Here is a 22018-nt window from a genome sequence, read left to right as displayed (position 1 = left end):
CGCTAACGCCACGGTAATCGGCTCTGCGATGAACTCCGGGGCCATGAAGACGAAGGCGCTGATCATGTTTGTCTCCGTGGGCCTCACCCTTACCGCCTGCGGCGCCCAACCCGAGACCAAAGTCGCCACCGCGAGCGGGGCCACGGCGAGCGGGGCCGCGAGCCCTTCGGCCGCCGGTGACGGCGAGCTGGCCTTCGCCCGGTGCATGCGAGGTGAAGGCATCGACATCAAGGACCCGACCGACGGCCGCTTCCAGGTCAGCAGCGACATCGCCGAGAAGAAGAAGATGGACGCGGCGATGGCCAAGTGCGGTCACCTCCTCCCCGGCGGTCAAGGAGACAAGCCGAGCCCGCAAGATCTCGACAGCGCGCGCAAGCAGGCAAAGTGCATGCGCGAGAACGGATACCCCACGTTCCCCGACCCCGACCCCAGCGGAAGGCTCAAGCTGGATTTCGGAGCCCTCGGAGCCAGCCCTGACGACCCGAAGTTCAAGGCCGCGATGGAAAAGTGCCGCGCGGCATGACCGGCCGGATCGCGGCCGGGTTGCTGATCCTTGCAGCGGGCTGCGCCACCACCGCGGTGATCGTGCTCGGCGGGCGCGGCGACGAACCGGCCACCCGCGACGCCGCGCCCGCCGCCGTCGCCGAGGTCACCAAGCAGGACCTGGCCGACACCACGACGGCCACGGGGATCGTGGGCTACGGCCGCGAGCGCCCGCTCGCCGCAGCCGCTCCCGGCACGGTCACCGCGCTCCCCGCCATCGGCTCGACGGTCCGTCGTGGTGGCGTGCTGTTCAAGGTCGACCAGATCCCCACCGTGCTCTTGTACGGCAAGGTGCCCGCCTACCGGACGCTGCGGTCCGGAGTGCGCGGGGCCGATGTCCGGCAGCTGGAAGAGAACCTGCGCGAACTCGGCTATCGCGGTTTCACCGTCGACGACGTGTTCAGCAAGGAGAGCACGCGGGCCGTACGCAGGTGGCAGAAGGACCTCGGCGTCAAGCAGACCGGCGTGGTCGAGCTCGGCCGGGTCGTCTTCCAGCCGGGCGCCGTCCGCGTCAACGACCAGACGGCAGGGCCCGGGACGCTCATCCGTCCGGGCTCTCCACTTCTCACCGTTACCGGGACCGCGCACTTGGTCACCGTACGGCTGGACGAGACCGAATACCGGCTGGCCAAGGTCGGCGCGACGGCGACGGTCAGGACGCCGGCCGGCGAACAGGTCCAGGGAAAGGTCGCCACCGCGCAGTTCGTGGTCAACTCCGATCAGGGAGGCACGACCACGAAAGTGGAGCTGACCGTGGCGATCGGGGCCGTCGATTACGACCGGGCAGCGGTCGATGTGACGCTCGTCTCCGAGGTGCGCGAGGGCGTCCTCACGGTTCCGGTCGCGGCGCTCCTGGCACTGTCCGAGGGCGGGTACGGCGTCGAGCTCGCGGACGGCCGGATCGTTCCGGTCCGGACGGGGCTGTTCGCCGGCGGGCGTGTCGAGGTGTCAGGACAGGGGCTCACCGCAGGTCTGAAGGTGGGGATGCCGGCATGATCGCGCGGCTCGAGGGCGTCACCAAGGCCTATCCCGGGGGTGTCATCGCGCTGGATGACGTCTCGCTGGAGATCGAGGAGGGCGAGCTGCTGGCCATCGTCGGGCCGTCTGGGTCGGGCAAGTCCACCATGTTGCACGTCCTCGGCACCCTGGACCGGCCGACCAGCGGCCGGGTGTGCCTCGATGGCCACGACGTGGCCGCGCTGCCGGACCGTGCCCTGTCGGAGCTGCGGGCCACCAGGATCGGGTTCGTGTTCCAGCAGTTCCACCTGACCACAGGGGCGTCGGCGCTGGACAACGTGGCCGACGGGCTGCTGTATGCGGGGGTGCCGCTCGGGCAGCGGCGCGCCCGCGCGCTGGAGGCGCTCGACCAGGTGGGCCTCGGCCATCGCGTACGGCACCGGCCCCACGAGCTGTCCGGCGGCGAACGCCAGCGCGTGGCCATCGCCAGGGCGGCCGTGCGCAGGCCTGTCTTGCTGCTGGCCGACGAGCCGACGGGCAACCTCGACACTGCGGCGGGCGCGGGCGTGCTCGCGCTGCTACGGGAGCTGAACGCGTCAGGGACCACGATCGTGGTGATCACGCACGACCTGGAGATCGCGCACGACCTGCCCAGGCAGGTGCGCATGCGGGACGGGCGGGTGCTGCCATGACGGCGCTGTCGGCCAGGGACGTGATCAGGGTGGGAGGCGCCGGGCTGCGCACCCGGCCGCTGCGAGCCCTCCTGTCGGCCCTCGGCATCGCCATCGGCATCGCCGCGATGGTGTCGGTCGTCGGGATCTCCGCTTCCAGCAGAGCCGAGCTGGACCGGACCCTGGCCAGGCTCGGCACCAACCTGCTCACGGTCGCGCCGGGCCAGACCGTCTTCGGGAAGCAAGCGCAGCTGCCGCAGGAAGCGGCGGCCATGATCCGCAGGATCCGCCCGGTGACGGGTGCCGCCGCCACCGCGCTGCTGCCCGACGCGCACGTGTACCGCAACGATCGAATCCCTGCCGCCGAGAGCGGCGGCATCGCCGTCGTCGCCACAGACCTCACCGTCCCCGATCTCATCGGGGCGACCGTGGCGCAAGGCACCTGGCTCAACGCCGCGACGGCCCGGTACCCGGCCGTCGTTCTGGGCTCGACGGCTGCCGAACGGCTGGGCGTCACGGCACTGGGACGGCAGGTGTACCTGAGCGGACACTGGTTCACCGTCATCGGCTTGCTGGACGCGGCGCCGCTCGCGCCGGAGTTGGACTCCTCCGCGCTGATCGGCTGGCCCGCTGCCGCAAGATACCTGTCCTTCGACGGGCATCCCACCACGATCTACACCCGCACCGAGGACTCGGCCGTGGAAGCGGTGCGCGCCGTGCTGGCCGCCACCGCCAAACCTCAGGTGCCCGGCGAGGTGAACGTGTCCAGGCCATCCGACGCGCTCGCCGCCCGCCAGGCGACAAACCGGGCGCTGACCGGCCTGCTGCTCGGCCTCGGCGCGGTCGCCCTGGTCGTCGGGGGCGTGGGCGTGGCCAACACCATGGTCATCTCGGTCCTGGAACGCAAGGCCGAGATCGGGCTGCGCCGGTCGCTCGGCGCTACACAGGGGCAGATCCGCGTCCAGTTCCTGACCGAGGCGCTGCTGCTGTCCGGCCTCGGCGGTCTCGGCGGCCTGTTCCTGGGCACCGCGGTGACCGGTATGTTCGCGGCCATCCAGGCCCTGCCCATGGTGATCCCCGTCTGGGCACCGGCCGGCGCTCTGTCCGCCACCCTGCTGATCGGCAGCCTGGCCGGGCTCTATCCCGCCATCCGCGCCAGCCACCTGGCCCCGACAGAGGCGCTCGCCTCGCCCTGACCAGCCGTCTCAGCAACTCACGCCATCAAGCCATCAAAGTCACACTCCGACACCGGCGGTTTTGGGTACGCGGCAGGTGGGCCGCCGATCAGGCGACGTGGGCGACGACAGCCCGCGCGCACATCAGGGACTCCGTACGAGTGGTGTCCACCTCAAGCTCGAGTGGTCACGGCGCCGCAGTAGACGCCCTTCCCACAAGGCCCGAAACGTATTTCGGCGGACGCGGCCCGACTGGAGCACACTCCTGGACGTTCCCGGTCGCAGCGCTAGACGCGGAGCATCGGCGGGTGCAGCACGAGCGCGGGGCCGCGCCGGTAGAGCATCGCCGGTCGTCCCCCGTCACGGGTGGTGGTCTCGCCCGTGGGTATCAGGAAGCCCTCGGTCTTGGTGACCTTGCGGTGGAAGTTGCGCGGATCCAGGGGCCGGCCCCACACGATCTCGTACACGCGGCGCAGCTCCGCCACGGTGAACTGGGGCGGGCAGAAAGCGGCACCCAGCGGGCTGTACTCCAGCTTGGCCCTGGCCCGCTCGATGCCGTCGAGCATGATGCGCCGGTGGTCGAACGCCATGCGGGTCAGCGAGTCGACCGGCTGCCAGCTCATGTGCGCCTCGGTCGAAGCCGGCAGGTCGGGCGCGAGCCCCAGATAGGCCACGCTGACCACGCGCTGCCGGGGGTCGCGGTCCGGATATCCGTACGTCTGGAGCTGCTCCAGATGGACGGGGGCGCCCGGAAGGCCGGCGCGCTCGGCGAGCACCCGGGCGGCGGCGGCCGGAAGGTCCTCGTCAAGCTGGATGAACCCTCCGGACAGCGCCCAGCACCCTTCGTACGGGAGCCTGTCCCGCCGCCAGACCAGCGCGCAGAGCGCCTGCGACCTCACCGTGAGCACGACGAGATCCACGCTGACGGGTATACGCGGGATCATGCACAGAACGCTACCTGAAGGCGTCCACCTCGGTATCCCTCGATTCGATCACTGAGACGCCCCTCGCCCCCAAGAGAGGCTTCGGCAGGATCAGACGCGACCGCCCTCACGACAGGCGAGAGAGCGGAGCGGGCGGGAGCGAGGACCGCAGCGAAGGCCCAGCGAAGCGGGCTTCGCGAGGACCGGAGCTTCCGGACGGCGCAGCGAACCGGCCCTCACAGCAGATCAGCATGCGAGAGTGGCGCAGCGAACCGGCCCCCACAACCACGGGCCGTGCCCACAGGTCAGCCGGTGTTCTTGTAGTACACCGGCTCCGCGGCCTTGCGGCCGTCGAGGGAGCTCACCTCGACGCGGACCCACACGTCCGAGGGCACTGTCGCCCAGTCGACCGGGATCCAGGTCCTCTCGACGCCGTACGGCAGGTTCTCGATCGGGGTGGTGTCGTGCCAGCCGACCGTCGCCGAGTCGACGACGCGGGGGGTGTCCAGGCCGGTCCAGCTCAGCGTGACCTTGGCCGAGTTGAGGTGGTAGCCGCGGATCTCCAGGCCCTCCTGGATGTCCCGGGCCTGCTTGACCGCCTGGACGGCGATCGGGCGGTCCCAGTCCTTGGCGATCTCTCCGGACAGCGACGGAGAGCCACAGGTGAAGAAGTCACTCCACATATAGGAGATGACCTTCGAGACGTACGGGCCGGCCAGCGTCACCTGGGTGTCCAGGCGGGGCTTGTCGGTGCGGCTGCGGGTGGCCTGCGTGCCGCACTGGGGCGTGTTCGACTCCGTGGGCGTGGACGGTTCGAACGCCTCGACGTTGGCCCAGAGCTGGACCTGTACGCCTTCGGAGGCGAGTTCATCCCTCGCCTGCGCCATCTCCCGGTAGTAATCGCGGGTGCCGCCGTAGTACGCGGAGGCGTACGTGGCGTCGCCCACGCCGTTCACGATCTTCAACCGATCGTCCACGGACTTGTTCTTCCAGTGCGGCCAGAACAGCCCGACCTTGCCGGTGCCGCGGCCGTCCTGGGGCGCGATGATCTCCACGCCGGTCTTGGCCAAAGCCTTGAACCCCTGGGCGACCTGCTTCGGCGTGGCGGTGAACTTCACCTTGCGGCGGGCGTCGATGTAGGGGCTGACCAGGATGGGCTTGCCCGGGAGCTCCTGCTCGACGATGCGGTGCTGCTCGGCGTAGACCTGCAGCGTCTGGACCTTGGACGGGTCGGGCCAGTCGCGGAGCTGCAGTTCGAACGGCTGGTAGACGCCTCCGAGGGACTCTCTGTCGGCGAAGCGGGCGCCGTAGTCCTGCAGGATGCGCCGGGTCAGGGTGGTCAGTGTGCCGATGTGCCGCGGGTCGGCGCGGGTGGTGTTGGCGGGGTCACGGGGCGCGAGCGGCAGCGCGGGGAAGACCTTGATGGCGAACCGGTCGCCGAGATCGAGGAGCTCCGTCAGGCTGTCCTCGGCCCCCGCCGAGATCAGGATCAGGTGGTAGTTGCGGCCCTTGGACGAGAAGTCGCAGGTCGCGTCGTCCGAGCCGTCCTCGGGGGCGATCAGCCGGTAGAACACGGCCGACCCGACGACGATCTTGCGTTCCATCGTCGGGCAGCGGAAGATCTGCGGGCCGAACTGCTCGTCCGTCCGGTAGACGTACGTCCAGGAGATCCGGTTGCCGGGGTTGGCCGCCTGGAGGTCCTTCTGGGCGGCCTTCATGCAGGAGAGTCCGTTCTCCGTGCAGGCGCTGTACCGTGCGTCGGGCTTGTCGCTGTCCTTCTCCAGGACCTGGCCGGTCTGGCTGTTCACCCGGCGGGGGGACAGGCCGAAGCCGAGCCGGACGACGGTGTCGCCGCCGACCTTGTGGATCTCCTGGAGCTGGCGCCGCCAGGTGCACCGGTCCGCCGTCGGGACGAGCCAGTACCCCGTCACCGCGTACGGCGCGGGCGTCGTGGTGTCGAACGTTCCGCAGGGGTCGGTGAACGCGCTGGCCGAGGGGGTGCCCGGCCCCGACGGAGCCGGCGTGGTGGCACTGGCTCCGGCGATCGGGGAGGAGCCGGGCTGATCGTGCCGCATGACGATCACCACGGAGGCGACACCGGTGAGTATCGCCATGCCAAGGAGCAAAGTGATCCAGCGCACCTTCAGGACATTACCGCCCATCATCTCAGGCCCAGATAAATCGACTCCGCCCAGCGGCGGGGGCTAGCGCCTGACGCCGGCCCACTCTTCGAGCTGGGTGACGAAGCGGCGGGCGGAGTTCGGCCAGTGGTGGTTGGCCCGCGCGGCGGCGTAGCCCCGGGCACCGGTGGCACGCCGTTCCTCGGCGTTGTCCCGGAGGAAGAGCACCGTACTCGCGACCGCCTGAGGGTCCTGCCAGGGGACGACGAACCCGGAGCGGTACCGCTCGACGAGCTCGACCGCGCGCGGGGACGGCGTGGTGATCACGGGGATGCCGTGCGCCATGTACTCCACGATCTTCGTCGGCATGGAGTGCCGGTAGTTGGGCTCGTCGTGCAGGAGCGAGAGACCGGCGAGCGCGCCGTCGAGCCGCTTGAGCGCCTCGTCGTTCGGCATGAAGTCACGCCATTCGAGCACGCCCTCGGCGACGGCCTGGTTCAGCAGCGGCCGGGTCTGCGGGTCGGCGTATCCGATGAGCTCGACGACCACCCGGTACGGCTGGAGCAGGCGAGCCGCTTCGACGGCCTCGCGGACGCCGCGCGCCTCGGACAGCCAGCCGAGGTAGACGACGCGGTCGTCGCCGGGGGGGCTGGCGGTGTCGGGGACCCAGGTCTCGTTGGGCACGACCAGGTGCGCCTGCTTGAAGCGTCCCGCGTAGGCGGTCTCGGCCAGCAGCAGGCGCAGGCGGCGCTCCGCGGCGCCTTCGAGCAGCCGGGCGAGGAACCGGGTGGGCGGGCGTAAGAACGCGGGCAGCCACGGCTTCAAGGAGAGCGTGGCGGGCGTGTCCTCGTGGACGTCCCAGACCACCGGGGGACGCTTCCGCACGCCGGCGACGGCGAGCAGCAGCTCCGGGTCGTGGATCAGCGCGAGGTCGATCTTGCCCCGCATGCTCTTGAACAGCTTGCGGGCGGCCCGTACCGCCGTGAACCTGCGCCGCTCGGCGGCGCGCGGCAGGTCCACCCCGTTGACCCAGGATCGTGGGACCACTCCGCGCGCGTTGTACGGCGCGGCGTACGTGACCTCATGACCGGCGTCGACGAGTGCGCGAATCTGCCGGTGCAGGATCCGGGCGTCCTCGGGGTGATGCACCACCGTCATGACGAGCACGTGCACGGGCGGACCCTTCCTACAGTCGCTCGACGCGATCGCTCGTGGTCAGGACACCGCGAGTGTCGAGCACGAGCTGGGCCCGTTCCTCAACCACACCGAGATCGAACGCCGAATGCTGCTGCAGCAGCAGCGTCACGTCGGCGTCGGCCACCGCCGCGGCCAGGTCGTCCGCCCGCGGGATCGGCCGGCCCTCGACCGCCCACTCCTTGACGTGCGGATCGCAGAAGACGAGCTCGGCGCCGAGCTCCAGGAGCGCCTCGGCGACCGGGATCGCGGGCGTCTCACGCTCGTCGGCGATGTCGGGCTTGTACGTGACGCCGAGCAGCAGCACGCGCGAACCGTTCACGGGCTTGCGCGCGCGGTTCAGCAGCCGCTGCGCGCGGGCCACGACGTACGACGGCATCCGCTCGTTGATCTCCTGGGCCAGCTCCACGAAGCGGAACGGGTAGCCGAGCTTGCGGACGGTGTACGAGAGGTAGGACGGGTCGACCGGGATGCAATGCCCGCCGACGCCGGGTCCGGGCAGGAACTTCTGGAAGCCGAAGGGCTTGGTGGAGGCGGCCTCGATGGCCTCCCACAGGTTGATCCCGAGCTCGTCGCAGAAGATCGCCATCTCGTTGACGAGGGCGATGTTGACGTGCCGGTAGGTGTTCTCCAGCAGCTTGGCCATCTCGGCCTCGCGGGTGCCGCTGACGGGGACGACCTGCTCCACGAACTGGCCGTAGAAGGAGGCCGCCCGGTCGCGGCAGGCGACGGTGTAGCCGCCGACCACCTTGGGCGTGTTGCGCAGGCCGTACTTCGTGTTGCCGGGGTCGATGCGCTCGGGCGAGAAGGCGAGGTGGAAGTCCGTGCCGGCGACGAGCCCGGCGCTTTCCAGGATCGGCCGCGCGATCTCGTCGGTGGTGCCGGGCCAGGTGGTGGACTCCAGCACGACCAGCGTGCCGGGCCGCAGGTGCTCGGCGACGGTGCGCGTCGCGCCTTCGACGGCCGACAGGTCGGGGCGGTGGTCCTCGTCCAGCGGCGTAGGCACGCAGATGACGATCGTGCGCGACTCGGCCAGCACCGAGGCGTCCAGCGTGGCGGTGAAGCCACCGGCCAGCATCGCGTCGAGGTCGGCGTCGGTCAGGTCGTCGATGTAGGAACGACCGGCGTTCAACGCCTCGACCTTGCGGGGGTCGACGTCCAGACCGGCCACCCGCAGGCCCGCCGCCGTGGCCTCTTTGGCCAGCGGCATACCCACGTATCCCAGCCCGATGACCGTGAGATCGAAACCGGTTCGCTCGCTCACGACGTGACCTGGGGGCCGAAACAACACTTCATGGTGGGAAAGGCTATCTCAAGTCGACACCAACGGTGCCTGATGCCGTAGATACGAACTCCCAGTCATTTCCAATATCAGGTCAAAGATTGGTAGATCGCGCGGTATGTCCGCGCGAGGCTACTCCATGTACGTTTCGCCGCTACCTCGGCTTTCCCTGCCTCTCCCATCTGGCGGCGGCGCTCGGGGTCGTCGCGCAGCGCGGCCACCGCGTCGGCGAGCGCGGCGGGGTCTCCGGCCGGCACCAGCATCCCGGCCCCCTCACTGCCGACGAGTTCGGAAAGCGCGGGCAGATCGCTGAGAACGACCGGCTTGCCGAGCGCCATCGCCTCGACGGGTTTCAATGGCGTAACAAGTCGGCAAACTCGCAGGTCCTCGCGCGGGCAGGCGAAGATGTCGATCGCCGCCTGCGCCTGGAGCGCCTCGTCGGGGCCCACCCGGCCGGGCAGGATCGCGATGTCGCCGAGGCGGAGCCGCTCGACCTGCTGGAGCAGGTTCGGTCGTTCCACGCCGTCGCCGACGAGCAGCACCTTGACCGGCGAGCCGGCGTCCCTGAGCAGCGCCGCGGCGTTCAGCAGGGTGGCGAAGCCCTCGTAGGCCACGATGCTCGACACCGAGCCGATGACGACCTCGCGGTCGCCGATGCCGTACTGGCGGCGGAAGGCCGCGCCGTCGTAGTCGGCGGTCAGCAGCGCGTCGTCCACGGCGTTCGGGGCGAGGTGGATCCGCTCGCGGGGCACGCCGCGCTCGACGATCTCGGCCGCCATGGTCTCGGCCAGCGTCACGACGGCGTCCGCCTCGCGCATGATGTGCGCCTCGCGGTCGCGCTGCATGATGTGCCGCTCGCTGCCGACCCGCTTGGGGTCCCGAGACGCCCAGGTCTCCTCAAGGAAGCCGCGGACCTCGTAGACGAACGGCGTGCTCGTCCGCTCCCGTACTGCGAGCGCCACGGAGCCGTTGCGGTGGTCGGTCGCGGCGTGCAGCACCTGCGGGCGCAGCCTCCTGACCAGCTCGGTCACCTGGGCCGCGCCGCGGATCATCCGCCCACGGCTCTCGAACGGCAGGTCGCCCCCGTTGGGCAGCAGCCGGTGGTAGGGGATCTCGTCGATCTCCTCGTACGGCGTGGCGTCGGTGTGGCCCTGGAGCATCGGCCAGCCCCAGCTCGTCACGACGTGCGGGTCGAGCCCGGCCTTGCGCTGCGCGGTGACGATGCGGTGCGTCCGCACGGTGTACCCCGCCTGCGTGTACGGCAGGGCGTTGGTGACGAGGTGGAGGACCCGGCCCTCCTCGCGGGAGCCCATGATCACCTTGGGCTTCGGCGGGATCGGGGCGGGGCCGATGGCGGCCATCTCGCCCTCGTAGTAGGCGATCCTGCGACGGATGAACGGCCACCGGGTGTGCGGCTGCAGCGTCTTGATCGCCTGGGTCATGCGACCGGCCTCGAAGTGGACCTTCGCCGCCTCCAGCGGGCCGTCGGCCATCCTCCGGACGATCTTGCGCACGGTCACCCTGGCGTACCGGGCGGCGGGCCAGGCGACCTTGCCGATGAGCGGGCGCATCCCGCTGGGCATCGCCTCGGCGGCGGCCTGCGCGACCCGCACGGGATCGGACTTCACCTTGCTCACCACGATGCGGGAGACGACCACCGGGTTCTTCACGAAACCGCGGAGCAGACCGCCCATCCCGGCCCTCGCCGACTTGGCTGATACGGACGGTTTCTTGGCCTCGGATACCACGGCGTGACCGTACCATAGGCAACGTTTGCCCCAGTCCCACCATGAAAGGCAAGGTCAATGAGGGAGAACCCCCTCGTCCTGCACGTGCTGGGCGCCCGGCCCAACTTCGTCAAGGCGGCCCCGGTCGTGCGGGCGCTGGACGAGATCGGCGTACGGCAGGGCATCATCCACACCGGCCAGCACTACGACGCGCTGATGTCGGACGTGTTCTTCGCCGACCTCGGCCTGCCCGAGCCGGTCGCCAACCTGGGCGTCGGCTCCGGGTCGCACGCGAAGCAGACGGCGGCGCTGCTGGTCGGCCTGGAGGACGTGGTGCTGGAGCACCGGCCCTCGCTCGTGGTCGTGTACGGCGACGTGAACTCCACGCTGGCCGCGATCCTCGTCTGCGCCAAGCTGCACATCCCGACCGCGCACGTGGAGGCGGGCCTGCGCTCCTTCGACCGGGAGATGCCCGAAGAGGTGAACCGGGTCGTCACCGACGCGCTGTCGGACATCCTGTTCGCCACCTCGCCGGAGGCTCTGTCGTACCTCGCCCGCGAGGGCGCCGACCCGGAGCGGGTGCACCTCGTCGGCAACCCGATGATCGACAGCCTCTTCTCCGCGCTGCCGAAGCTCGACCCCGCGCCCGTGCAGGAGCGCCTCGGCGTGTCCGGCAGGTACGCGGTCGCGACGCTGCACCGGCCGGCGAACGTGGACGACCCGGAGTCGGCCCGCGAGCTGGTCGAGGCGGTCCTCGCGGTCGCCGAGCGGGTCCCGGTTGTCGTTCCGCTGCACCCGCGCGGCCGGCAGCGGCTGGCCGACGCCGGCCTGATGGACCGCGAGAACCTGAAGATCATCGATCCGCTGGGATATGTGGACTTCCTCTCCCTGGTCCGGGGTGCCGCGCTGGTCGTCACCGACTCGGGCGGCGTACAGGAGGAGACCACCATGCTGGGGGTCCCCTGCCTGACCGTGCGGCCCAACACCGAGCGGCCGATCACCGTCACGCACGGCACGAACCGCCTGGTCACGCCGGCCGGGCTGCCCGCCGCCGCGGAGAAGGCCCTCGCGGACGGCTCGGCCACGCCCAGCGGCGAGCTTCCCCCGCTCTGGGACGGCGCGGCGGGGCCCAGGATCGCCCGGGTCATCGCCGCCTGGCTGCGCGGGGACAACCTCTCCCCCGCCGCGCAGGGCCGCAACCGCCAGTCATAGACCCGGCGAAAGCCGTACGATGGCACATTCCTGGACGCGATGGGGGCGATATGTCTGACCAGAACCCTTCAGATGAGCCGAAATTCCAGCGCCTCGGGCCGGTGAACTGGCTGCCGGAGGAGCGCAAGGTCGTCGAGCGCTACGAACAGCGGATCCGCGAGCTGGAGAAGAAGCTGGCCACCCAGGAGGCGCGGGCCGACTACGCCATCTGGAAGCTCAAGGCCACCCAGACGCAGCGGCCGTTCCGCGTCGCCCAGGCGCTCACCGGTGCCACCAAGCCCGCCAAGTTCGTCAAGCTGCCGCGCGACCTGAGCAAGGCGATCAAGGGAAAGAAGAGCCCGAAGGCCCCGATGTCGGTGGTCGACGCCGCCGAGCAGGCCGAGGCCAGGGGCCCCGAGGTCAAGATCCCCACGTTGCAGTGGCCGGACGGTCCCGTGGTGCGCCCCGATCTCAAGGTGGCCGTCATCCTGGACGACTTCTCCCGGCTCGCGTTCAAGTACGAGTGGGACCAGATCGAGTTCGGGCTCGCGGACTGGCCGGAGATCTTCGCCGAGAAGCGCCCCGACGTGCTGTTCTGCGAGTCGGCCTGGCACGGCAACCAGGGGCGCTGGCGCTACCAGATGACCGGGACGAACGCCCCCAAGCAGGAGCTGCGCGACCTCATCGCGTGGTGCAGGTCGGAGGGCATTCCCACGGTCTTCTGGAACAAGGAGGACCCGCCGAACTTCGACTTCTTCATCGACACGGCCAAGCTGTTCGACTACGTGTACACGTGCGACGGCGACATGATCCCGAAATATCGGGAAATTCTCGGGCATGACCGGGTAGGCGTGCTGCAGTTCGCCGCCCAGCCCCGGATCCACAACCCCATCCAGACCAAGCAGGGCCGGCCGCACGACATCGTCTTCGGCGGCATGTACTTCCGGGACAAGCACCCGGAGCGGCGCGAGCAGATGGAGACGCTGCTCGCCCCCGTACGCGAACTGGGCCTGCACATCTTCGCCCGCAACGGCACGGTCGACGACAAGTACGCCTGGCCCGAGGAGTACCGCCCGCACATCGTGGGCGAGCTGCCGTACGAGCAGATGCTGGCCGCGTACAAGATGTACAAGGTCTTCCTGAACGTGAACTCGGTGATCGACTCACCGACGATGTGCGCGCGGCGCGTCTTCGAGCTGTCGGCCTGCTCGACCACCGTGCTCTCGGCCTGGTCGCGGGCCATCGAGGAGACCTTCGGGCCGCTGATCCCGATCGCCCACTCCCAGGAGGAGGCGTACAACCGGGCGCTGTACTTCATCAACAGCCCCGAGCTGCGGGCCCGCCAGGCGCACCTGGCCATGCGCGAGGTGTTCGACAAGCACCTCTTCTCGCACCGCGTCGACCAGATCCTCACCGACCTCGGACGGCCGGTGGCCTCACGGTCGCGTTCGGTGTCGGTGGTGCTGCCGACCAACCGGTCCGGCCAGCTGGAACACGCGATCGCGCAGGTCGCCAGGCAGCGGCACCGCGACATCGAGCTGATCCTCGTCCTGCACGGGCTCTCCGAGGACCCGGGCGTGGTCCGCGACAAGGCCCTCGCGGCCGGGATCCCCGGCGTCAAGGTGCTGACCGCCGACCCGTCGTGGACGCTCGGCGAGGTGCTCAACCACGGCATCGCGCACGCGGACGGCGAGCTGATCGCCAAGATGGACGACGACAACATCTACGGCGAGCACTACCTGTCCGACCTGCTGCGGGCGTTCGACTACGCCGACGCGGAGATGGTGGGCAAGGGCGCGCACTACACGTACTTCCCCAGCCAGGACATCACCGTGTTTCGCCTGCCCGGCCTGGAGAACCGGTACGCCCACCTGATCCAGGGCGCCACGATCGTCGCCAAGGCGGATCTGCTGCGGTCGATGCCGTTCGAGCCGGTCAACGCCGGCGAGGACACCCGGCTCGTCCGACGCTGCAAGGAGGAGGGCGTCCGGATCTACTCCGCGGACCGCTTCAACTTCGTCTACATGCGCGGGTCCGACGCCACCGCCCACACCTGGCAGGCCGCGGACCACAAGCTCACCCGCAACGCCCAGTTCTGCTTCGCCGGCAACCCCGAGCCGCACGTCCTGATCTGATCCTTGTGTGTCCTCCGTACCAGGCCGTACTCGTACGCCGAGATCACGGCCTGGACGCGATCGCGCCCGCCGAGCTTGCCGCGGCTACGTCCGACGCACGGGCCCGGGAAATGTAACCAGAAGCCCGGTAAATGCAACCGGAGCGTGGTTACGTTTGAATCCGTCGCGAGGCTACGGGCTACCGGTGGGGACTACGCAGAGGTGGAGGTGAAGTCGGCCGCCGGTGGGCTGCCGAATTCACTTACCTTCTGTCGGACTCGTACGCCATGATCGGGCGGGACATGATCGTCACGTTCCCCCGAGGAGTGTCATGGTCCTTTCATCGTCCGGATGGTCCGGCATCGGCTGGCAGGACTGGACGAAGCTCGACGTGATCCGCGCCCGGCTCGACGCCGGGGCGGACCCCGACTCCGGCCCCCACGTCTGGGAGTCGGCGCTGCAGACGGCGGCAAGGGAGGGCTCGTCCGAGGTGGTGGCCGAGTTGGCCCGGCGGATCACCGACGTCGACGCCGAGTCCGACGGCCGCACCGCGCTGTGGGACGCCGTCTTCGAGAATCGACCGGACAACGCCCGTGCCCTCGTCTCGGCCGGGGCCGACCCGTGGCGGCCCATGATGTCCGGCTGGTCCCCCGGACGGCTCAGCCTGGTCACCCGCCACCCCGGCCTGTTCGGCACACCGCCGGGCGGTGTCGGCCTGTCCGCCGAGGAGACCGCCGCGGTGGCCGAGGCCCAACGGCTGATCACGAGCCTGGGAAGCTGGGACGACGACGGCATGAGTCTGGCCTGCGTGGCCGGGATCGACGCGGCCGAGGCGGCGCGCCGCCTCGCGGCCGTGCCCGCCGACGAGGCCGAGGTCGAGGAGATCATGGAAGATCCCTTCGCGGACATGGACGCGTCACTGGCCCTCGCCGGGATCACCGACGTTCCCGGCGGCTGCGTACTTAGCCAGGTGTGCGGCTACGCCCTGTCCGCCCCTGGTGTCGGTGAGCGGCTCTCCGCGGGCACCGTCTGCTATTCCATGTTCGCCAACCCCAAGAGCGGCAACCAGGGAGGCGTCTTCCGCGACGGCGTGACCGAGGACTGGGACACCCACCCCGGCGGCGGAAGCGTGGACTCCCGCATGTCGGCCCTGGAGATCCTCACGACGTTTCTCTACCAGGGGCACGCCGTCGCCTACTGCTGCGCGAGAGCCGGCCTGCGGCTACCCGACGCCCGAGCGTTCACCGACACTCCGGACATGTGGGTGCGGCTTCCCGACGACGACTACTGGCGCTGACCACCCGCGAACACGGCGGATGCCCGTATGCGATGGGGCGCGTACCCGCCCGGACGGCGGGCACGCGCTGCCCGAGTCAGGAGGCGGTGTCGACGGTGTTCTTGGGCTCGGAGCTGCTCATGCCCCGCGTCCGCGCCGAGACCGGCAACGTGACCGGCTCCGAGGCCCACTGAGCCGAGTCCACGCCCGTCTGCATCAAGCCTCCCCTTCCTCCGGTTAGTGGCTGAACTCATCTAAACCCATTTCGTCGAAGTGGAGTTAGATGCGATGCAGGCCAAGCCCCGCGAGATCTTCGACCGCGATACTGAGTGGGACGAGCTCGTACGGTTCGTGACCAACCCCGCCCCCGGGCCCAACCTTGCGGTGGTCTACGGCCATCGTCGTCAAGGCAAGAGCTTCCTCCTCGGTCATCTGGCCAGGCGGTACGGCGGGCTTTATCACGTGGCCGCGGAGGACGACCCGCGCACAGCGCTGGACAGTTTCGCCGCTTCCGTGGCGGACTGGCCGGCCGCGGGCCACGGCGGAGGTTCGGCTAGTCGCGGATGACGTTGTCGCGCGGGCCGCCGTAGACCGGGTTCTTGTCGTAACGCTTGTCCGTGACGAGCAAGCGGACCACCCCTGATGTGACGTCTTCCGCCTCCCAGACGACCCAGTCCTTCCCGACGGGCTTCTCCTGCGTGCGCAGTTCCCCGAAGCCACCCGGGTTCCCCGGAGGGATGGCCATGATCAGGTAGACGGCCTTCAGTCCGCGCTTCTCGATCTCCGGCAGGACCTCGCCCACGGTCTTCTCGTCCACCCGGTATCCCGCGAGCGAGCCGCCCTTGCGGGTCGCCCGGCGGACCTTCGAGTCGGCCTCCTTCATCTTGGGGGTGTCGTCGGGCACGAGCACGCAGGGCGCCACCGGGTCCTTCATGAGAATGGTGCTCGTGCTGCTGCCCCCACCAGGCAGGTCGGTGATGGTCCAGACGAAGGTCTGGCCCGGCTCGAAGAGTTTGGTGTCGATCCGCATCTGCCAGCCGTTCCTCTCACCGGGAATGTTCTCCGGCACGGAGTACAGGCCGGACGGAATGTCTTCCATAGGTGTCGCACGCGGTCCCCGGCACATCTGTCCCTGGGGGACGTGGTCGACGATGGCGGGGACGCCCAGCTCCCGCAGTCGCTTCCTCAATCCCGCAGCGTCCCGGAAGTCGCGGACCTGGATGTACACGATCCCGTCGGAGTCCTTGGTGACGGCGTAGGCGGCGGAGACGCTGTGGCCGTTCCGCAGCAGGCTCGGGTCGACGACGATGCCAGTGGCGACCACGGCCGCGGCGGCCAGGCCCAGGACCAACCGCCGGGGACCGTAGCGCTGGACACGGCGCGGCGTGGCGACGGCCGTACCGGGATCCTCGGACGTGATCGACGCCAGCAGCGTCCGCGCCCCCGCGCCGGACGGGCTGCCTCCCGACCTCCCGGGCGCGACCCGGGCCAGTGGCCGCATCATCGTCTCGATCTCGTCGATGTGCTTCACAGTGACCTCCCCGCCGGCAGCAGCCGGCTTTCTGGTGTCAGGTGGACGCCCGCTTCGACGAGCGCGCGGGAAAAGCGCCTGCGGGCGCGGTGGAGCCTGATGCGTACGGCGTTGCGCGACACGCCGAGCGCGGTGGCGATCTGCCGGCGGTCCAGCCCCTCCCAGGCGACCAGCGACAGCAGTTCGCGGTCGTCGTCCGGCAGGCTCCGGAAGACCTCGGCGATGGCCGTCAGCTCGACTCCGGTGTCGGGGGCGGCCCCGTAGAGATCGACCATCTCAACGTCGAGCTCGACGCTGCGCGCCTGGCGGCGGATCTCACCTCGGCGATGGTTGGCCAGCACGTTGCGTGCCACGCCGTACAGCCACAGCGTGGCCTCCTTCCCCGGTGGCAGCTCGTCCATCCGCCGCCAGGCGATGGTGAAGGTCTCCGCCACGATGTCCGCCGCATCCTGCGGCGAATCGCAGCGGCGCACGGCATACGCGGTGATTTGGCCAAATGTCTCTCGGTAGACGGCCTCGAATCTGGCCAAGCGTGGATCATCCACGTGTGGTTCCCATGGCCCTGCTTCCTTTGGAAGTGCGAAATACCGACACCCTTCCTATGTGTCGATCAAGGCCACCATTTCTCGCCGAACCGCAGAAATTTCCGCGTCCCGGGAAGTACGCCTCGCCGGGTGGGCCGGGACGTCAGGGAGGGGCGGGCCCGGAAGGTCAGCGCTGGTAAGACGGGAAAACGAAAGCGGCCGCCCCGCTGATAGCGGGGCGGCCGTGTGCCTTCAGTGGACGCGTGCCGTCAGGAGTCGACGGCCTTCTTGGAATCGGGCTCCGAGCCGTTGAGGCTGGCGGGGGTGCCGCCGGAGAGCAGGGTGCGGGCCAGGCCCAGGCCGGTGCCGCCGAGCGTCAGGGCCTTGGCGAGCATCTCCTCAATGCCCTGGGCACCGTTGAGGACGACCATGTGGTCCACGTTGCCGAACGCCTTGGCTCCGGCCTCGACGATCTGCGGCCAGTTCTCGGCGAGCTGCTGGGCGATGACGGCTTCCTGGTTCTCGGCCAGCGCCTCGGACCTGGCGCGGATCGCATCAGCCTCGGCCAGGCCCTTCGCCTTGGCCGCCTCAGCCTCCGCGAGACCGCGGGCGCGGGCCGCCTCAGCCTCGGCCAGGCCCCTCGCCTTCGCCGCCTCGGCCTCACCGACACCCGTCGCCTTGGTCGCCGCCGCGGCCGCCTCTCCACGGAGTCGCACGGACTCGGCGTCGGCCGCCGCGGCCTGCTTGACCTGGGACGCCTGGGCGGCGGCGCGGAGTTCGGTCTCGCGCGCCTCGGCTTCGGCCTGCGCGATGCGGGCGTCACGCTCGGCCTGCGAGAGCGTCACGGTCTCGTACGCCTTGGCGTCGGCGGGCTTGCGCACCTGGGACTGGAGCCGCTGCTCGGAGAGCTGGGCCTCCAGCTCGGCGGCCCGGGTCTCCTGGACGACGACCTCCTGGCGGGCGGTGGCCTCCGACAGCGGGCCGGCCTGCCGGGCCTTCGCGGCGGCCTGGTCCACCTCGGCCTGGTAACCGGCCTGCTGGATCTGGGACTCGCGGATCGCGGCGGCCTTCTTGGCCGCGGCGACCTGCTCGGCCTCGGTGGCCTCCTGGTCGCGCTGCGCCTCGGCGATGCGGGCCGAAGCCGCGATCTTCGCGGCGTGCGGCTTGCCCAGGTTGACGATGTAACCGGTCTCGTCGTCGATCTCCTGGATCTGCAGCGAGTCGACGACCAGGCCCAGCTTGCTCATCTCGTCGGCGGCCGAACTGCGCGTCTCGCTGGTGAGCCGCTCGCGGTTCAGGATGAGATCCTCGACGGTGAGGTTGCCGGTGATCGAGCGCAGGTGACCGGTGAACAGCTCGTGGATCGCGCCGTTCATCGAGTCCTGCTGGTCGAGGAAGCGCCGGGCCGCGTTGGCGATGCTGGTGAAGTCGTCACCGACCTTGTAGATCACCACGCCGCGCACCTGGACGGGGATGCCCTGCTGGGTGACGCAGGAGACCTGCAGGTTGGTCGCCCGGCTGTCCAGCCGGAGGCGCCGCGCGGTCTGGAACCCCGGGAGCACGGCCGTGCCCTTACCCGTGATGATCTTGAACCCGAGGCTGTCGGCCAGTTCGTTCTTCGTGTGAGCGCCGAGGCCCGAGATGATGAGCGCCTCATTGGGCTCGGCCACCCGCCAGATGGCCTTGAACAACAGGGCGACGACGATGAGGGCGACGACGATCGCGCCGCCGATAACGATAAATTGCGTGGTCATCTACGCCTCCACTTGAGGGGACAGGGTCAGGCGATCGCACGCGTGACGTAGACCGTGCGCGGTGGCGAATACTCCACAATGATGACGAGCGACCCGACCGGGATCTCCTCCTCCGGAAGGTTCGGATGCGCGTAGAACGCCTCGACTCCCCCTCGGATCGGCACCATCACTTCACCAACAAGGCCCGGGCCGATCTTGCCCGTGACCCTGCCCTGCTTGCCGACCACCGTGCCACCCCGCCGTCTTCACTTACATCGCGAATGCGCACGTTACCCCGAATGCGTGCACCACGTCATCACGGGTGACCGCCCCTGACGGTCACCCCACGACGACGTACGCCGTCCGCGCCGACATGCCATCGACCCGCACAACGAACACCCTCCGCGAAACGTTCCGACATCGCAACACAACCCCTCGCATCGATACGTGAACGTCATGTTCCGAAATTTCATCCGACAGCGACGCCCGCGATTCCCGCCTATTTCGCAAAAGGTTGCCGGACCGGTTCTCGTCGCAGTTCTCATCGTGATTATCGTCACGGTTCTCGCGGCGGGTTCCGAGGAGAAACTCCCCCGATTTTCCCGGTCGAATCGGGATTCCGGCAAATTCAGGGTCACGCCGTTTTCTCCGGGCGATCGGATCGCCCTCGCGCCGGGCGCCGGATCCGGGTGAAGGCCCAGGACATGTCCGGCTCGACGGCCCAGCGGAACAGCCGCCGCACCGGCTCCGTACACAGCACCGCGGAGAGAAGCACACCGAAAAGGATCATCGCTGCCACGCCCAGCGGGGTGACCAGCGCGTCGTGGAACCGTTCGACGACCTTCACCACGAACCCGTGCAGCAGGTACGCGTACATGGTCGCGGCGCCGAGCCCGGTGAACCACGTACGGCGGGCCGGGGTGACGGCGAGGAACGCCATGACGAGGATCGCCCCCGTCGTGAGCATGGCGAGCCTGATCAGGGTGCCGGTCAGGTCGTCCACGCCGATCATCGTGTTGGCGTGCCGCCAGCGGATCCACTCGGTCGGCACGGCTCGGTGGACGACCAGAGCCGTGCCGATCCCGGCGACGAGAACGAGCGCGCCGGCGGCTCGTACCCACGGTCTCTTGAGCAGGTCCAGATGCTCCGGCCTGAGCATCAGGCCGAGCACGTAGAACGGCAGCAGGCCGAGCGTGCGGTTCATGGACAGTTCGTCGGGGAGCGGGCTCGTCCCCGAGAGGAGCGACAGCCCCACTGCCACCGCCAACGGCCACCTGAGCTGCTGCCACACCGGCGTGGACAGCCGCCAGAGGAACAGCGACATCAGGAACCAGGTCAGGTAGTACGGGTCGAGCAGGCTGATCTGCAGCTTGCCGTACAGGAAGAACCGGGGCAGCGAGTAGGCGATCTCGAAGATCACGTACGGCACGGCCAGCCCGCTGATCAGCTTCCTCGCCTTGCCCCCCGAAAAGGTGAAGTTCCGCGACAGATAGCCGCTGACCATGATGAACAGCGGCATGTGGAACAGGTAGGCGAAGAAGTAGAGCGCGTGCGCGATCTCCACGTCCCGCAGGTCCTCGATCAGGTGCCCGGAGACCACAAGGATCATGGCCAGGAACTTGGCGTTGTCCAGGAACGGGTCCCGCACCCGGGCCCCGGCGGGGGCGCTCTGGAGTCCGGCGGAGGATCCGGCGCGATCGGCACCGGCGGCCGAGGATTGGGGCAGGGCTTCGGCCGGGGCTTGGAGCAAAGCTTCGGCCGAGGATTGGGGCAGGACTTCGGCCGAGGATTGGGGCGGGACTTGCGAGCGGGCAGCGGGGACGGTCACGGAGCCGGACGCTAGCGACGGCCCTGTGGCGCGGGCAGGCAACGACGGCCGAACATTGCCCGAACTCTTCCGTCACCCACCCCGGCGACCGTTCCGCCGACCAACCGACCGCCCGCCGCGACCGACCGACAGCCCGCCGCCGACCAACCGCCGCCGACCAACCGCCGGCCCTCGACCGCCCCCGCCCCCGCCCGACCGCCCGACCAACCGACCAACCGACCGACCGCCACCGCCCCCGCCGACTGCCGACTGCCGACTGCCGACTGCCGACTGCTAGCCGACTGCCGCGCGACCGTCGGGGCGGCGCCCAGGCCGCGGCCGGAGGGCGCGGGCTCGGTCAGGACTCGTGGTGTCCGGTGGCCGCGAGGCTGGCGGACCAGAGGGCCGCGGCGAGGTCCGGATCGGACATCTGACGCGGCACCGCGGCGGGAACGTTCCCGGCGAAGTACCGGCCCGGGTGGTCGACGCCGTCCGGATGAGCGGCGAGATGGGTGAGCCTGGCGGCACCCGCCTCGACCGGCTCCCCCATCCCCGGCATATGAAGCACCAGCTTCATGAAGAACGTTCCCGGAGCGAAGCCGGTCCGGATGACACCGGGATGCACACAGGTGGCCGCGATCCCCCGCTCGGCGAGCGAGACCGTGAAGAGGGCGTTCGCCTGCTTGGAGTCGCCGTACTGCAGCCATCCGCTCCACTTGCGGCGCTCCCGCGACAGGTCGGCCGGGTCCAGGCGGCCGGTCTTGGCGGCCCGCGAGCAGGTCGTGACCACCCGCCCGGAGGACTCCTTGATCCGGTCGAGCAGCAGGTTCGTCAGCAGGAACGGCGACAGGTGGTTCACCTGGATCATCAGCTCGTGCCCGTCGGCGGTGCCCTGCCGCTTCGTGGACATGACCCCGGCGTTGTTCACCAGGACGTCGATGCGCTCGCACCGGTCGAGCAGGTCGGCGGCCACACGGCGGACGTCCTCGAACGAGGTGAAGTCCACGGTCAGCGTGTCAGGACGGTCGCCTGTGATCGCGGCGACCTGGTCCGCGACCGCCGACAGCTTGGACGCGGTTCGCCCCACAAGGACGAGGCGGTGCCCCTTGCGGGCGAGCTCAAGCGCGGACGCTGCACCAATTCCATCGCTTGCCCCGGTAATGACAGTATTCATCAGGTCCCTCCAATGCGCCGGAACTGTATCGGTGCTAGTCTCCTGTGCGATCTTCCGGAGGTGCATTTCCCCATAA

General features: G+C 69.6%; 19 protein-coding genes. 8 read left to right on the top strand and 11 right to left on the bottom strand.

Annotated elements, in window-relative coordinates:
* Positions 1–43: 43 nt before the first annotated feature.
* From QSK17_RS21835 to QSK17_RS21820, 4 genes are read left to right on the top strand one after another with little or no spacing between them, the layout of a single operon-like run.
* Positions 44–523 carry a hypothetical protein gene (locus QSK17_RS21835; RefSeq protein WP_285706877.1) on the top strand — a complete coding sequence of 160 codons (480 nt, stop codon included), beginning with the start codon at positions 44–46 and terminating at the stop codon, positions 521–523.
* Complete coding sequence (locus tag QSK17_RS21830; RefSeq protein WP_285706875.1) at positions 520–1539, top strand: peptidoglycan-binding protein; 1020 nt, start codon at positions 520–522, stop codon at positions 1537–1539. Before QSK17_RS21835 ends, QSK17_RS21830 begins: the two co-directional genes overlap by 4 nt.
* Positions 1536–2192, top strand: coding sequence for an ABC transporter ATP-binding protein (locus tag QSK17_RS21825; protein ID WP_285706873.1), 657 nt, complete (start codon positions 1536–1538; stop codon positions 2190–2192). The genes QSK17_RS21830 and QSK17_RS21825 overlap by 4 nt, the downstream gene beginning before the upstream one ends.
* On the top strand, positions 2189–3367 hold the full coding sequence (locus QSK17_RS21820) for an ABC transporter permease (protein WP_285706871.1): 1179 nt from the start codon (positions 2189–2191) through the stop codon (positions 3365–3367). Before QSK17_RS21825 ends, QSK17_RS21820 begins: the two co-directional genes overlap by 4 nt.
* Positions 3368–3633: 266 nt before the next feature.
* Here the strand turns inward: QSK17_RS21820 and QSK17_RS21815 are convergent, their stop codons facing one another.
* The 5 genes from QSK17_RS21815 to QSK17_RS21795 form a co-directional block, all read right to left on the bottom strand.
* The gene (locus tag QSK17_RS21815) at positions 3634–4290 is read right to left on the bottom strand and encodes an NUDIX hydrolase (RefSeq protein WP_285706870.1); all 657 of its coding nucleotides are present in this window, start codon (positions 4288–4290) and stop codon (positions 3634–3636) included.
* Positions 4291–4574: 284 nt separating this feature from the next.
* Positions 4575–6410: a DUF4434 domain-containing protein gene (locus QSK17_RS21810; RefSeq protein ID WP_285706869.1), complete on the bottom strand. Its 1836-nt coding sequence runs from the start codon at positions 6408–6410 to the stop codon at positions 4575–4577.
* Positions 6411–6473: 63 nt separating this feature from the next.
* On the bottom strand, positions 6474–7562 hold the full coding sequence (locus QSK17_RS21805) for a glycosyltransferase (RefSeq protein ID WP_285706868.1): 1089 nt from the start codon (positions 7560–7562) through the stop codon (positions 6474–6476).
* 13 nt (positions 7563–7575) lie between these two features.
* The gene (locus QSK17_RS21800; RefSeq protein ID WP_285706867.1) at positions 7576–8847 is read right to left on the bottom strand and encodes a nucleotide sugar dehydrogenase; all 1272 of its coding nucleotides are present in this window, start codon (positions 8845–8847) and stop codon (positions 7576–7578) included.
* Positions 8848–8954: 107 nt separating this feature from the next.
* The gene (locus tag QSK17_RS21795) at positions 8955–10613 is read right to left on the bottom strand and encodes a glycosyltransferase (RefSeq protein WP_285706866.1); all 1659 of its coding nucleotides are present in this window, start codon (positions 10611–10613) and stop codon (positions 8955–8957) included.
* Between the two features lie 57 nt (positions 10614–10670).
* Here QSK17_RS21795 and wecB point away from each other — a divergent pair, with 57 nt between their 5' ends.
* The 4 genes from wecB (at position 10671) to QSK17_RS21775 (ending at position 15740) form a co-directional block, all read left to right on the top strand.
* Positions 10671–11804, top strand: a complete 1134-nt coding sequence (wecB, locus tag QSK17_RS21790) for a non-hydrolyzing UDP-N-acetylglucosamine 2-epimerase (protein WP_285706865.1) — start codon at positions 10671–10673, stop codon at positions 11802–11804.
* A 101-nt stretch (positions 11805–11905) separates the two neighbouring features.
* Positions 11906–13918, top strand: coding sequence for a glycosyltransferase family protein (locus QSK17_RS21785; RefSeq protein ID WP_285706864.1), 2013 nt, complete (start codon positions 11906–11908; stop codon positions 13916–13918).
* 310 nt (positions 13919–14228) lie between these two features.
* Entirely contained in the window at positions 14229–15194 is a 966-nt protein-coding gene (locus QSK17_RS21780; protein WP_285706862.1) for an ankyrin repeat domain-containing protein, read from the top strand.
* 267 nt (positions 15195–15461) lie between these two features.
* The gene (locus QSK17_RS21775; RefSeq protein WP_285706861.1) at positions 15462–15740 is read left to right on the top strand and encodes an ATP-binding protein; all 279 of its coding nucleotides are present in this window, start codon (positions 15462–15464) and stop codon (positions 15738–15740) included.
* On the opposite strand, the gene QSK17_RS21770 is transcribed toward QSK17_RS21775, so the two are convergent.
* The 6 genes from QSK17_RS21770 to QSK17_RS21745 form a co-directional block, all read right to left on the bottom strand.
* Complete coding sequence (locus tag QSK17_RS21770) at positions 15727–16704, bottom strand: hypothetical protein (RefSeq protein WP_285706860.1); 978 nt, start codon at positions 16702–16704, stop codon at positions 15727–15729. The genes QSK17_RS21775 and QSK17_RS21770 overlap by 14 nt on opposite strands.
* The gene (locus QSK17_RS21765; protein WP_285706859.1) at positions 16701–17234 is read right to left on the bottom strand and encodes an RNA polymerase sigma factor; all 534 of its coding nucleotides are present in this window, start codon (positions 17232–17234) and stop codon (positions 16701–16703) included. The genes QSK17_RS21770 and QSK17_RS21765 overlap by 4 nt, the downstream gene beginning before the upstream one ends.
* Positions 17235–17497: 263 nt before the next feature.
* Positions 17498–18982 (bottom strand): SPFH domain-containing protein, encoded by a 1485-nt coding sequence (locus QSK17_RS21760; protein WP_285706858.1) that lies wholly within the window; start codon positions 18980–18982, stop codon positions 17498–17500.
* A 26-nt stretch (positions 18983–19008) separates the two neighbouring features.
* Positions 19009–19209 (bottom strand): NfeD C-terminal domain-containing protein, encoded by a 201-nt coding sequence (locus QSK17_RS21755; protein WP_285706857.1) that lies wholly within the window; start codon positions 19207–19209, stop codon positions 19009–19011.
* A 386-nt stretch (positions 19210–19595) separates the two neighbouring features.
* Positions 19596–20609, bottom strand: a complete 1014-nt coding sequence (locus QSK17_RS21750; RefSeq protein ID WP_285706856.1) for an acyltransferase family protein — start codon at positions 20607–20609, stop codon at positions 19596–19598.
* A 517-nt stretch (positions 20610–21126) separates the two neighbouring features.
* Positions 21127–21942 (bottom strand): SDR family NAD(P)-dependent oxidoreductase, encoded by an 816-nt coding sequence (locus QSK17_RS21745; RefSeq protein ID WP_285706855.1) that lies wholly within the window; start codon positions 21940–21942, stop codon positions 21127–21129.
* Positions 21943–22018: the final 76 nt, after the last annotated feature.

The sequence above is a fragment of the Microtetraspora sp. NBRC 16547 genome (assembly GCF_030268965.1).
In the GTDB taxonomy this organism is placed as follows: domain Bacteria; phylum Actinomycetota; class Actinomycetes; order Streptosporangiales; family Streptosporangiaceae; genus Microtetraspora.
This window is presented reverse-complemented; position numbering and strand designations above follow the sequence as displayed.